Source organism: Nostoc sp. (assembly GCF_036917155.1).
In the GTDB taxonomy this organism is placed as follows: Bacteria; Cyanobacteriota; Cyanobacteriia; order Cyanobacteriales; family Nostocaceae; genus Nostoc.
Genome location: NZ_JBALDZ010000163.1, coordinates 1 through 13,678, shown reverse-complemented (window position 1 = coordinate 13,678; position 13,678 = coordinate 1). Strand labels below are relative to the sequence as shown.

Here is a 13,678-nt window from a genome sequence, read left to right as displayed (position 1 = left end):
GTGGGGTAAGGGTTTTCACTTTATGCGCGAATCTAGTCGCCCCAAACCCTTGTAACTCCGTTGTCCAAATTTCATCTTATGTGCAAACCCACACATCAACTGCGGGGACAAACTTGGTTAGCATACCCTGTGAATGAAGCAGATATGCGTCAACGGTTAAAGGTGGTGAAGCCGATCGTAGTGCATCTAGTAACCGAGGGTGTTACCTTTGAACAAATTATTGCCCGTTGGAATGGGCAGTCATGCTGGTTCGAGGAAGTTGATCGCCGTACCGATCCGGCAATTTCTGAAACTCTGCAATCTGCCCTCAAGCAACTCACTCCATCTGAGGAATTACAGTTTAAGGGCATCACCCCAGAAATCCGCACAGTGTATGAATTAGCAAGTCGGCGCATTGAGGGTTTTAGTCAACCCCAACAGGATGAAAAGCGACTGAGAAAGGCATTGCAGATCGGCGGCGGTACCTTAACTCAGTTCCACGATCGCGGCGATTACTGGACAGTTGATTGGACAACTGCTGATGGTGTTCGCCATAGTAGTGCGATCGCAAAAACAGACTTGACTGTTGTCAGTTCTGGCATTTGCCTAAGTGGACGCGATCGCGATTTTGACTTGCAATCTTTAGTAGGTGTGATGGAACAACATTAACAAGTAAAAAGTAAAAAGATCAAAGTAAAAAGATAATTGCCATCAATAAATTTAGGCGATTCACAATTATTTATTTTTACTTCTTTCTTTTGGCTTTTTACTTTTTACTTGGAGCGAAGCGACAATGAGTATCTTTTTTCACGAACAGCTTTACCGCAGCAATGCTGTGATGGCAAAGCTGAAAAATTATCCGACAACAATTTGTGGCGCAGGAGCATTAGGAGCTAACATAGCTGAAAACTTAGCTCGGTCTGGTTTTGATAAACTGACAGTGATAGATCGCGATCGCATTGAGGAGCGGAATCTTTCGACTCAGCCTTACTACCGTTCTGATGTGGGAGCATTTAAGGCGAAAATATTGGCGAACAATTTATATCGAGCAATTGGTACTAAAATTGATGCCAAAACAAAGGAGTTGACATCAGCAAATACAACTCAACTACTCCAAAATAGCCAGCTAATTATTGATGTCTTTGACAACAGCTTGGCACGTCAAGCAGTGAAAGATTATGCCGATCAAAAAGGCATTCCTTGTCTTCATACTGGACTATCGGCTGATTATGCAGAAGTGATTTGGAATGACGTTTATCGCGTTCCTTCTGAGGTGAATGATGATGTCTGTGATTATCCCTTAGCACGAAACCTGGTGATGTTAACCGTTGCTGTGGCTTGTGAAGCAATTATCTCATTCATTGCAACAGCGGAGCAGCGTAACTTCACCATCACCCTTAAGGATATGACTGTTCAATCTTTGTTTTTGTAGGTTGCGTAGACGTTCTTAGGAAAGTGGATTAAATAAGATGCAAAACTTCATCCTGTCTCACGATCCCTCTCCAATATATCGGAGAGGGATTGAGGGTGAGGTAAACCAGGGACATAAATTGTATGTTATTTAATTCTTATTCCTTAGGGACTTCCAAACCGAACAGTATTGGGAACACTCTTATACAAATTCTCAGTCAACTTGCACTTATGCGGAGAAGCAAGCTACGCGTAGCGTCTCACAGACAAAGCGGTTGGTTTAAGAAAAATTAAGTGCATTCTCATAGCGAGATGACATTAACTGTCTTCTTAACTGTCTTATCTGTCATTGCATTTTCTTCCTGATGGCGAGAAAATACAAACATCAGGGTAACAAATCTTTGTCAAAAATGCAATTATTTCAATCGATTCTATTCTTTTATAGGATAAAAAATTATGAGTTCACTTAATCAAAGGCAAAACTATATATTAACACAAGGCAAAGACATTAATCTGTCTGGCAATCCCATTCAAACCGAAAATTTTTCTATTCAAAAGACCTTACGAAATGGTGGAAAAATCCGTTTTAAAATTCGTTATTTGGCTGAACTACAAGGTTTCTGTATGCTGGAAGTTTTTCTGATGAGAGCGCATAACGGAATACAAACTGCCAGCATGAGCATCCCTAACAGTGGTTCGACAGCCAATGTTCAAGAACAAGAGCAAGAATTTAGTATTTGGGAGCTAGGAGATTATTACTTCTTGTTTAAAATGTCTTGTAATAATGGAACATTTTATATAGAGGATTATCAGCTTTATTGGTCAGCTAGCTAATTGTTTATCTTTAATATGACGGTATGAAAAACGAATTATATTCGCTGAATACTTTTCAAACATCCTCTAAAGAACTCATGCTCAAGAGAAGTCTAAGCGGAAAAAGCCACCACTTGAACTTCTCTTTTCCTTCTGTACGATAGGCTGCGCGTAGCTTACTACGTTTAGCGTCCCGTAGGTAAGGGGTGCGGTAGGTGCGAGAGTAAAGAATATCTGATAGTTTCTCAAGCACGTTTTTGCAATGACTTATATTCAAATTCAGCAACGCCTAATTGTTTTTTAAAGTAGGCACGGTAGAGTTCGCAACGCGGTAGGATGCGATCGCCTTCATAAGCGATCAACCCTAAGCTTTCGAGCTTATGAGCGTCAATGGGGTTTAGAGAAATACTTTGCTTTGTGTTCACAACCTCAATATATGCCTTTAACAAACTGGGATTTTCTTGTAAGATTGCCCAGTGTCGCCATAAATGATAACGATAGATACCGCCGTTAGCGATCGCATCCTGTATCAGTTCTTCTAAGGTGATTCCTTGACAGCATAGATAATACAGAGCAATCCGAATCAGTGCGGGATGTCCCCCAACCAGAGACATCAGTTGGGTAACTTCGTTATTAGAGTTCCAATCTAGTCCGTGCCGTTGGGCTAAATATTTTACTTGCTGTTCAGTAAATTCTGGTAGATGGATCGGTAGTCCAATATTAAATGGAGAGCGGTTGATATCTAGAGAAACATATACTTCTGTGGAATAAACGACCACTAGCCTTAGTTTCTGCAAGTTGTTATCTTGTCGTGCTTCTTCATACCAAGAGCGCAACAAACCAAAGAACTCCTGAGCAATTTCAGGATATTCAAAAAAGCGATCAACCTCATTTAATACTAGAACCACTGGACTTTGACTCTGCTTGAGCAAATAAGATTGCAAATATAAACTGCAACTCAACTTACAGCCTATTTCTTCATCCCATTTGTCATCTAGCTTAGGATCAATGCCCAATTCTGTGGCAATTTGCCAGCACAGAGAACGCAAAAGCTTGTTTAAGTTTGTCAGACAGCTGGAATCTATTTGGTTGCAATTGACCTTTACCGGGCGATAACCTTGCATCTGAGCAAAGGCTAACAACCGTAGCACAAGAGAACTTTTCCCCATCTCTCTTGGCGCTCGAATCCGAATCACACAGCCAGGTTGAATTACTTCTCGATAAACTAGTTCTTCAATGGGGGGACGTTCAACATAGAACGGGGAATCTAGAGCTACGGGGCCATCTGGGTATGACCAAAGATTTTCTAGTTGCTCGTAGTACTGAGTAGCAAAAATATCTAAGAACAAAAACGGGGATAGCTTGTTTTCTTTTGTGTCTAATGTATCTAAGCTCCGGGAGAAAGCTTGAGAGCTTTCAGTATGATTCGGTTCACTGACGATCGCATAGTCTTCCCTGTGTAATTCTAGGTTAAAGGCGCTAAAACACAATTTCAGGGTTTTTTGATCCACGCCTGTATTCAACGACCATAATCGGTTTAGAGTTTTAGTAGAAACATTCATGCGATCGCCTAAATCTTCTAGAGTGAAGCGATGCCCATTGTTTTGTACCTTTTCTATGGTCAGAATCGCCGCTTGTAAACGCTTCAACCCAGCGATCGTCAGGACAAGTCCCCGCTTTCTCGTGCTTTTAGATTGCTTCATGTCGCTAATTATCTATCTGCTTTTTTTCTTTACCGTCTGAGCTATCTCCTCATTGTTTCATGTTTTCAAACAGTTATTCAACAGTTACTTACCCGTTCTTCGAGTATCGCTTAATTAGTAACAAAACATACATCTATCTTTAGAGAGATTTAGACAAGTGGGTATAAATAAACATAACTATATATACTATCTAAAGTGAAAGGGGCTGATGATTCTGCATCAAGTCTTTTTGATTACTTGCAAAGTTCACTTTATAAGAAGAATTCAGAACTCAGGAGCGGAGCCGGAGACGTTTCCGTTAGCTCCGGTCAGAATGAGCGTATGAATTCTGTACGAGTGGGTGATAGCGCAGCGTAAAGCCTTCTCTTCTCCTTCTCCTGTCGGAGACGCGGCGCGAACGAGAGGATGCGCCAACGCTTAGAGCGAGTCCGCGATCGCGCAGGGGTAGCGAGTATTTTCGAGTCACGTCTGAATATTGGTTAAAACCGTACAACTCTTAGAGACGCTACCGCGAACGTCCCGCTACGCGCTTTCGCCCTTGGTGGGCGAAAAAATTAAAATATTCTCACCTTAAAACTCTATCCCTTTATGAGTAGAGTATTCTGAATTCTGTTAGCGCAGGGGGGCGTAGCACATTCTGTATTCTGACTCCTGTTTTATTTGTAACGATTTACTCTGTGTGACTGAAAATTAAGCGTTCTAACTTCTGTGGCGCTTGCTATAAATCCAATATCTAATTTTTTTTGCTATGGTGATCCCAAAGGAATTGTTAAAGTGCTTACGAGGTGTAAATCAAGCAACTAGTTATTTTAAGTATATTAAAATACAAATATAGCGATTCCCATTCAGATGACGTACAAGATTATATTGCAAGGTGTAGGGGCAGGGTAGTGCCCATTGGTGTCAACTTAAGCTAAAATGCTTACCCGACATACGTTTTACCCCACCCCCAACCCCTCCCCGATGCTTTGGGAAGGGGAGATTTTGCGTTAGCAAAGCCGGGGTGGGGTGACGTGAAGAGTGATGGTAAGGAACATGGATTAAATAAGATGCAAAACTTCATCCTGTCTCACGATCCCTCTCCAATATATCGGAGAGGGATTGAGGGTGAGGTAAACCAGGGACATAAATTGTATGTTATTTAATTCTTATTCCTAAGTGAGTAAATTCAAGATCAAGTTTTGACAAGGGTTTTACGTTAAGTTGACAGCAATAGGCAGTGCCGTGCCCCTACGGGTGTACCTTACTAGGTCGGGAAACTCTATATACAATACATGGATACTTTATCTGTAAAGTGCATCAAGTTTGTTACTTAATGGGTTGGGCAATACGCGTTTCAATATCTTCCAAAGTTTGTAATAATAAACGACCTGCCTGCAATTTCCAACCCCATTTCTGAACTCTGTAAGCTAATACAGTCCCAACTATAGACGCTAACAAGCAGATGGGTTGATTTAAAGAAATTCCTAATAACAAACCCAATCCAGCAATTCCCCAAAATGGTAAAGCTACTGCTTGTCTTTGTTCTTCCACAACTTGGATAATTACATTAGATTTGATAGTAGCGAGTAATGCCTCTTTGACTTGTTGCTGTTCTGTTACCGACACCGTTAAACCTATTTTCCGGCGTAGTTTTTCCATTTTCCGAGCATCAGTACTGTACTCAGTTAGCTCATCTTCTGCCATTTTCAAGAGTCGCTCTAGTTGGGACATAGTGTATTACATCGCGGTATTTTGATAAAGTTATTAAACTGAAAAATTGTTAAATTTTATTGCTTATAACCTTGCATTTCATTGCTAAATATCAAACCACGCGACAGAATCAAAAATCTAAAATTTAATATGGGAAAAATATAGTACGAGTTATGCACTTACAAGTTGAGTATAAACTTAAAAGGTAATATTTATGGCTACAGTATCTAAAAGCACTTTATCTCTATCTGCCCAAGAGCGATCGCTGATCTTGTGGTTTGATGAAGTTGGCATTGCTGACATCCCTGTAGTTGGTGGTAAAAATGCCTCACTAGGGGAAATGATTCAACAGCTAACGCCCAAAGGTATTAACGTTCCCACTGGATTCGCCACCACTGCTTACGCTTATCGTTATTTCATTCAATCAGCAGGGTTAGAAGCAAAGCTACGCAAACTCTTTGCTGACTTGGATGTTGAGGATGTCAAAAATTTACGAGAACGGGGAAAAAAAGCGCGATCGCTATTAATCCACACCCCATTTCCTATAGAATTGCGGGAAGCGATCACCACAGCATACCATCGCCTCTGTGAACAATACCATACAGAGACAGATGTGGCAGTCCGTTCCAGTGCCACCGCTGAAGACCTCCCCGACGCTAGTTTTGCCGGACAGCAGGAAACTTACCTCAACGTTGTCGGTGCAGAAGGAGTTTTAGCAGCTTGTCATAAATGCTTTGCTTCCATATTTACCGATCGTGCTATTTCTTATCGTCACGCCAAGGGATTTGACCACTTTAGCATTGCCCTTGCTGTGGGCGTGCAAAAAATGGTGCGCTCTGACTTAGCAACCTCTGGGGTAATGTTCTCCATTGACACAGAAACCGGATTTAAAGATGCGGCGCTAATTACAGCCGCCTACGGTTTAGGTGAAAACGTTGTTCAGGGGTCTGTAAATCCCGATGAATATTATGTTTTTAAACCAACTTTAAAAGCTGGTTTTCGTCCAATTATCGATAAGAAATTGGGCAGTAAAGAACTGAAAATGATTTATGATGACGGTTCCAAATTTACGAAAAATGTTTTAGTTTCGGCCAGCGAAAGAGGTAAATTTGCTCTGAGTGATGAAGAGATTTTACAACTAGCAAATTGGGCATGTTTAATTGAAGACCATTATTCCCAAGTCCACGGTATATCTACTCCAATGGATATCGAGTGGGCAAAAGATGGAATTACTAACCAACTTTTTATTGTGCAAGCGCGTCCCGAAACCGTCCAGTCCCAGAAGACAGGAAACGTGCTGCGGAGTTATCGGTTGGTATTGGGGAATAGGGAATGGGGAATAGGAAATGGGGAAAAATCTTCCCAATCCTCACTCCCTGATTCCCAATCCCCAATCCCCCTGGTTACAGGAAGTGCAATTGGGGAAGCTATTAGTCAAGGGAAAGCACGTCTAATTTTAGATGTTCAGAAACTTGAGCAGTTCCAAGTTGGGGAAGTTTTAGTGACAGAGAGAACTGACCCCGATTGGGAACCAATTATGAAACGCGCCAGTGCAATTGTCACCAATTCTGGTGGCCGAACCTGTCACGCCGCAATTATTGCGCGAGAATTGGGTGTACCTGCGATCGTGGGATGTGGCAATGCTACAGAAATCTTAAAACCTAGTCAAGAGGTAACAATTTCTTGCGCTGAAGGGGAAGAAGGAAAAGTTTATGCAGGCTTATTACCTTTTGAAGTTGAAGAAGTCCCCTTAGAGAACTTACCCCGCACCCGCACTCAAATTTTAATGAATGTGGGTAATCCCCAAGAAGCATTAAGTTTATCGGCAATTCCCAACGATGGCGTAGGTTTAGCGCGGACGGAATTTATCATCGCTAACCAAATTCAAATTCATCCAATGGCGTTGATTCATTATGAATTGTTAAAAGATGAATTTGTGAAAGGTAAAATTACTGACATTACCTCACTTTACGACGATAAACCTCAATATTTTGTCGATAAATTAGCCCAAGGTATAGGTAGAATTGCAGCGGCATTTTATCCCAAACCTGTGATTGTCAGAACATCCGATTTCAAAAGTAATGAATATGCCAACTTGTTAGGTGGGCGACAGTTTGAACCCAATGAAGAAAATCCCATGCTGGGTTGGCGAGGTGCAGCGCGTTACTACGATGAAGGTTACAGAGAAGCTTTTGCCCTAGAATGTCACGCCATCAAACGGGTACGCGAAGAGATGGGTTTGACGAATGTGATCCCAATGATTCCCTTTTGTCGCACTCCCGATGAGGGGCGTTTGGTTTTGGCAGAGATGGCAAAAAATGGTTTAAAACAAGGTGTTAACGGCTTGCAAGTTTATGTGATGTGTGAGTTGCCCAGTAATGTGATTCTGGCTGAGGAATTTGCTGACGTATTTGATGGCTTCTCGATTGGTTCTAATGATTTAACTCAGCTAACACTGGGGATAGACAGAGATTCCGCGTTGGTAGCGAAATTGTTTGATGAACGCAGTCCAGCTGTAAAGGAAATGGTGAAAATGGCTATAAAAGCTGCAAAAAAACATAACCGTAAAATCGGCATTTGTGGACAAGCACCCAGCGATTACCCAGAATTTGCCCAGTTTTTGGTGGAACAAGGAATTGACTCAATTAGTCTGAATCCAGATTCGGTTTTAAAAACGATGCTGGAAGTGGCAAAAGTCGAGGGTACTAATAATTTATAATTCGAGTAATTTATGCCAGTTAGAGACCGCTACCACGAGAACGTCAAAAATGCCCTAATCAGAGATGGCTGGACGATTACCGACGATCCCTTTCATTTGAAGTGGGGAAAAAGGGATATGTATGTTGACTTGGGTGCAGAAAAATTGATTGCTGCTGAAAAGGAAGGACAACAGATAGCCGTTGAGATTAAAACATTTCGCAGCGTATCAGACATGACGGCTCTCGAACACGCATTAGGACAGTACCTTGCATACCGTTCTGTGATGACTAGAACCAATCCCGATCGCGTCCTCTATCTCGCCGTTAGGGACGAAGTATACGCCGATATCTTTGATGAGCCAATTGCTAAAATTTTGGTAGAAGATTACAAAGTTCATATTGTTCTATTTCAGCTAGAACAAGAGGTTATTTTTAAATGGATACCTTGGAGCAATACAGGCAGTTGATTCGGAATATTCTGATTGAACATACAAAAATCCCCTTCAGCGCTGGTGATATTCAATTTGAAACAGTTTTCGATAGCGATCAAGACCGCTATCTCTTGATGATTTTGGGAAGAGAACCAGCTTATGATTTGTCTCCGACTGTGACTCGTCGCGTTCATGGTTGTATGATTCACATTGATATTATTGATGGCAAAATTTGGATTCAACGTGATGGCACTGAAGAGGGGGTAGCAACGGAACTAGTTAGGGCTGGTGTAGCGAAAGATCGGATTGTATTGGGATTTCGGTCTGAGGAACTACGGAAAGATTCAGAATTTGCGTAGTTTACCGCCGCAGGCATCGCATAACCAACAGTAGTTGAACTTCTGGATAACTACCTGTATGATTGCGATCGCCATCAGCGGCTTGTGTAATTGTCTAGGACTGGGAACTCGGAACGGGCTAAACGCCCCACGGAACTGTTTTGCCCAATGACTAATGTAAAATGACTAAAAAATGGTTCCGAATTGGGATGGTGAGTGTATTTCTTCTCTCACTGGCCTTACGATTTTGGGGACTGGAGCGATTCAACACTCTGGTATTTGATGAAGTTTATTTTGCCAAATTCGGCAATAATTATCTCACGCGGACACCATTTTTTAATGCTCATCCGCCGCTGAGTCAATATATTATTGGTATCGGCATTTGGATTGGTAGTCACATTCCTTTTTGGCACGATACCGTAAACGGATTGACAGGTTCATTGCGATCGCCTTGGACTTATCGTTGGCTAAATGCCCTCACAGGCTCATTTATCCCTTTAGTTGTTGGTGCGATCGCTTATCAATTGAGTTATCGTCGTAGCTTTGCAATGCTTGCAGGTTTCTTTACAGCTTGTGATGGCATCTTTCTCGTTGAGTCTCGCTATGCTCTAAGTAATATTTATATCGTCATCTTTGGTTTATTAGGGCACTGGTTTTTATTATTGGCATTAGATAACCAAAATCGGCGACGTTCTTTTTGGTTAATTTTTTCTGGCATTGCTTTTGGTGCATCAGTTGGTACTAAGTGGAATGGTTTATGGTTCCTGTCAGGTGCTTATCTCACTTGGCTAGCAGCTTGGGTAATTCATTTGCTACATTCTTTTCCTAACCCCAAACTCTTTTTTACATCCCCCTCATCCCCCTCATCCCCCTCATCCTCCTCATCCCCCTTATCTCAGACACCACTACAAAACTTGACTCAGCTAAATATTTTTCAGATGCTGTTTTATCTAGGAATTATCCCAGCTTTTATCTACAGCATCATCTGGATTCCCCACCTTCAACTAGATAAAACTTATGGATTTATTGCAGTACATCAGCAAATTTTGAAGTTTCACTTACATTTAGGTGGCAATAGTCCTAACGTCCATCCTTACTGTGCTGCTTGGTATAAATGGCCTTTGATGACTCGACCAATGGCATATTATTATCAAACGGCTGAAAGTATCACCGAACCGTTACCTGTAATGGGGCCACCTTTGCCTGCTGGTGCTGGACAAGTTATTTATGATGTCCATGCAATGGGTAATCCATTTTTATGGTGGTTTGGTGTTGCTGCTATGTTGTTTTTAGTAGGAATGCTAGTGTCACAAGTCGTAATTCCTTTGCTGAAGAAAAAGCGTTTTTCTGTACCTGCAACTCTTAGTGTTGATACTTGGATTGCCTTGTATATAGTTATTAATTATGCTGCTAACTTATTACCTTGGGTGAGGGTGACGAGGTGCGCTTTTATCTACCACTATATGTGTGCAGTGGTGTTTGTATTTTTAGCGATCGCTTGGTTTGTCGATCAGTGTCTTCGCAGCTATTATCAACAACTCCGGGTGCTAGGTGTCACCATTACTTTTATTATTCTGGCTGCTTTTATTTTCTGGATGCCTATTTATTTGGGTTTACCCCTCTCCCCTGACGGTTATAAGCTCCGAATGTGGTTTAACTCTTGGATTTAATTAAAGGGGTATTGGGCTTAATCCGTAACTTCCACGTCCTTCAGGGACAAGACTTGATTTTGCACTATATCGTTGTAATCTTCCATAGGGCACGGTTGTAGTAATTGGTATCAGCACCAACGACTTAACGTATGACATAACCCATCCCTGTGAGCGGTTTTTAGCAATGCCCTCAAAATACCTAATCCTGACTTTTTCTCCATCAAAAAGCCCCACCGAGTGATGGGGATAAAGACTAATGGATTTTTGGCACTTTTCTCTGTTTAGGGCGCGCTTGGCAAAACTCTCTATTTATTCATTTCTTCTAATGGAGAGTTCTCAGGATTAGCTGATGTACTAATGACATATTCAGGGTAGGCTGGTATGCCATGCTCATGTAAATCTAAACCTTCCAATTCGCCTTCTTTCGACACACGCAGTGTCCCGGTCAAATTTACCAAATACATCAACCCCATTGCCACAGCGAATGTAGACACCGTAATAATTAGGTTGCCGATAACTTGTGCGCTCAATACTTGTATCCCCCCACCATAAAATAGGCCTCTTAAGGGTGCAGAGACATCAGGTGTGATGGGGCCAGTCGCGCCGAATTCACCAGTGGCAAACAAGCCCAGCGACCAGGTTCCCCAGATCCCGCAAAAACCATGTACAGGAACTGCACCGATGGGGTCATCAATCCTCAGCCATTCCAAAAGGTCTATTCCGAGAATTACAACTACACCAGCTACCGCCCCAATGATGATAGAACCTGTTGGATTCACCCAATAGCAAGGGCAAGTAATCGCAACCAAACCCGCCAAGAAACCGTTGACTGTGAAGCTCAAATCCCACTTTTTTGTTTTCGGATATCCAAAAAACAGTGCCGACAGACCGCCTGCACATGCTGCTAAGGTAGTATTGGCGGCAACCCGTCCAGTCCCCACAAAGTCCATCGCCGAGAGTGTCGAGCCGGGGTTGAAACCGTACCACCCAAACCACAGAATTAGACCGCCGGAAGCTGCAATTACAAGGTCATGAGGTAACATCGGCCCACCACCGTCGCGCTTGAATCGACGACCCAAACGCGGCCCAAGGACGATCGCACCCGCCAGGGCAATGAATCCCCCAATGGTGTGAACAACTGTAGAGCCTGCAAAGTCATGGAAACCAATTCCTAAGAAAGGCAGGAAACCGTCTTTGCTGCCCATCGTTGCCAGAAAGCCGTCTGGTCCCCAAGCCCAGTGTCCGATAATTGGGTAGATAAATCCAGAAACACCAAAGCTGTAGAGAAGATCGCCAATAAACCCTGTCCGCCCAATCATCGCCCCAGAGGTAATCGTTGAGCAGGTGTCTGCAAAGGCAAACTGAAACAGCCAAAATGCCAGGAACGCCACACCTGAAGTTTCATAGGTGGTAGGAGATCCTTGCAAGAAAAACCAATTCAGTCCAATCAAGCCGTTACCATGACTGAACATGAAGGCAAAGCCCCATGCATAGAACAATAAACCGCAAAGACAGGTGTCAACGATGCACTCCATCAAGACGTTTACGGTTTCACGAGAGCGACAGAAACCTGCTTCCAGCATCGTAAAACCTACCTGCATTGCGAATACCAAGAAGGCCGCTAGCAGCGTCCAGAGTGTATTAATCGGGTTAACGATGTCATTGCCTTTGAGTACTGGATCGGCTGCCAGAGCGGGTGTTTCTATCAAGTTGGGGATGAAGGTAAATACCATCAACAGCATCATGATAGCCATTGTCTTGCCCAGCAGTAGTAAGTAACCGTAGCGCCTCCACTCCGGATCGCGTAAACGCTGTCCCAATCGTGCCAACTTGTTAACTTGCTGACTTTGCCCAACAGTAAGAGGCATTTTCTTGATTCTGGGGAATTGCTGATGCTTAAAGAGGAAAAAGCCTTTCTTAACTGGGGTAGATCCCGCCTTTACGAAAAAGATAATAAAGCTTGTTACCAAATAGCCAAATAGGTTGAGGCAATTCCGGCTGTTTTTTCCCAAAGAACTACAAGCTTTAAACAAGATGGTTTTTAGTCTGCTTCTCTTGTTAAACACTAAGTAAAACCTCCATCAATGTAAGTATTTTTCAACAACCAAAACCTCAATTGTCAGTCAAGCTGTTGAGTAAGAATCTGAAGTATTTATGTCAAATAAACTTGAGCATGATTGTCTCAAAACCGATAGGCTATCACATTACGATAGTTGCGACGCCATCAACAACAAAAAAGAAGTTTTTCTGTAAGTTTTTAACCACATTTTTCTAATATCAAAAACACTGATATTTTGATAAATCTGAATATTCACTTACAGGAATAAACTAATAAATTTGACTAATTGTTTATTTCTTCCTGATAAAAAACTGTATTAAATAATACATTTTATGGTCAGAATTTTGCATGAAGTTACTCCTGCCACATCAGATATAACCACTGTATTCTTTACTGTATCAGTATTTCCCGATATCTAAGATAGAAACATTCAGAATGTTATTAATTTTATATACAACAAGTCAATAAGTTGTTACTTTTTGTATTCACAGCCTCATCAATATCGTCACACCTTCGTCATATTTTTGTCATATCGTCGTCAATCTGATATGCAATTATTCTCTAAGACAGGTTTATTCGTTTTTATCAGGTGGGATTACCTGCCTTTCACTTATCTTTAAGTTCTCCTCATCACCTCAACACATATTCCAGAGGCTTGATTAATTTCTCTGACTGATTGAGCAGTCCTGTAACTTTGTGCAATGGATTTTTTGATTGCGTGGTTGCAGTTCTTTGTAGAGTTATATCAATTCAATTAATGATCGCAACACATCCTTGGTTAAAAGGGAACAGGGAACGGGCAACAGGGAACAGGGAAATCCCCATAATTAAAATCAGGGGATTTGTACAAGGACACATTGAAACATCGTGGCTGACGCCATCTCGTTTCAAATATTTTTATC

The 13,678-nt window shown here is 42.0% G+C and carries 9 protein-coding genes and 1 pseudogene; 7 read left to right on the top strand and 3 right to left on the bottom strand.

The window, feature by feature from the left end; genetic code table 11:
- Positions 1–93: 93 nt before the first annotated feature.
- From V7K67_RS21705 to V7K67_RS21695, 3 genes and pseudogenes are all read left to right on the top strand, one after another.
- Positions 94–648, top strand: a pseudogene (locus V7K67_RS21705) (hypothetical protein); the annotation flags it as partial.
- A gap of 124 nt (positions 649–772) precedes the next feature.
- Positions 773–1,411: a ThiF family adenylyltransferase gene (locus V7K67_RS21700; protein WP_334733332.1), complete on the top strand. Its 639-nt coding sequence runs from the start codon at positions 773–775 to the stop codon at positions 1,409–1,411.
- A gap of 434 nt (positions 1,412–1,845) precedes the next feature.
- Positions 1,846–2,223, top strand: coding sequence for a hypothetical protein (locus tag V7K67_RS21695; protein ID WP_334707121.1), 378 nt, complete (start codon positions 1,846–1,848; stop codon positions 2,221–2,223).
- Positions 2,224–2,447: 224 nt separating this feature from the next.
- Here the strand turns inward: V7K67_RS21695 and V7K67_RS21690 are convergent, their stop codons facing one another.
- Both V7K67_RS21690 and V7K67_RS21685 read right to left on the bottom strand, forming a co-directional pair.
- Positions 2,448–3,905: an AAA-like domain-containing protein gene (locus tag V7K67_RS21690; protein WP_335168357.1), complete on the bottom strand. Its 1,458-nt coding sequence runs from the start codon at positions 3,903–3,905 to the stop codon at positions 2,448–2,450.
- 1,308 nt (positions 3,906–5,213) lie between these two features.
- Complete coding sequence (locus V7K67_RS21685) at positions 5,214–5,618, bottom strand: hypothetical protein (protein ID WP_335168355.1); 405 nt, start codon at positions 5,616–5,618, stop codon at positions 5,214–5,216.
- Positions 5,619–5,811: 193 nt separating this feature from the next.
- Between V7K67_RS21685 and ppsA the strand changes: the two genes are divergently transcribed.
- The 4 genes from ppsA (at position 5,812) to V7K67_RS21665 (ending at position 10,735) form a co-directional block, all read left to right on the top strand.
- Positions 5,812–8,316: a phosphoenolpyruvate synthase gene (gene ppsA, locus V7K67_RS21680; protein WP_334733329.1), complete on the top strand. Its 2,505-nt coding sequence runs from the start codon at positions 5,812–5,814 to the stop codon at positions 8,314–8,316.
- 12 nt (positions 8,317–8,328) lie between these two features.
- Positions 8,329–8,763: an element excision factor XisH family protein gene (locus V7K67_RS21675; protein WP_334733328.1), complete on the top strand. Its 435-nt coding sequence runs from the start codon at positions 8,329–8,331 to the stop codon at positions 8,761–8,763.
- Positions 8,733–9,086: a XisI protein gene (locus V7K67_RS21670; protein WP_334707127.1), complete on the top strand. Its 354-nt coding sequence runs from the start codon at positions 8,733–8,735 to the stop codon at positions 9,084–9,086. Before V7K67_RS21675 ends, V7K67_RS21670 begins: the two co-directional genes overlap by 31 nt.
- 161 nt (positions 9,087–9,247) lie before the next feature.
- Positions 9,248–10,735, top strand: coding sequence for a dolichyl-phosphate-mannose--protein mannosyltransferase (locus V7K67_RS21665; protein ID WP_335168352.1), 1,488 nt, complete (start codon positions 9,248–9,250; stop codon positions 10,733–10,735).
- 287 nt (positions 10,736–11,022) lie between these two features.
- Here V7K67_RS21665 and V7K67_RS21660 read toward each other — a convergent pair whose 3' ends face one another.
- Positions 11,023–12,585 carry an ammonium transporter gene (locus V7K67_RS21660; protein WP_334707129.1) on the bottom strand — a complete coding sequence of 521 codons (1,563 nt, stop codon included), beginning with the start codon at positions 12,583–12,585 and terminating at the stop codon, positions 11,023–11,025.
- Between the last annotated feature and the right edge of the window lie 1,093 nt (positions 12,586–13,678).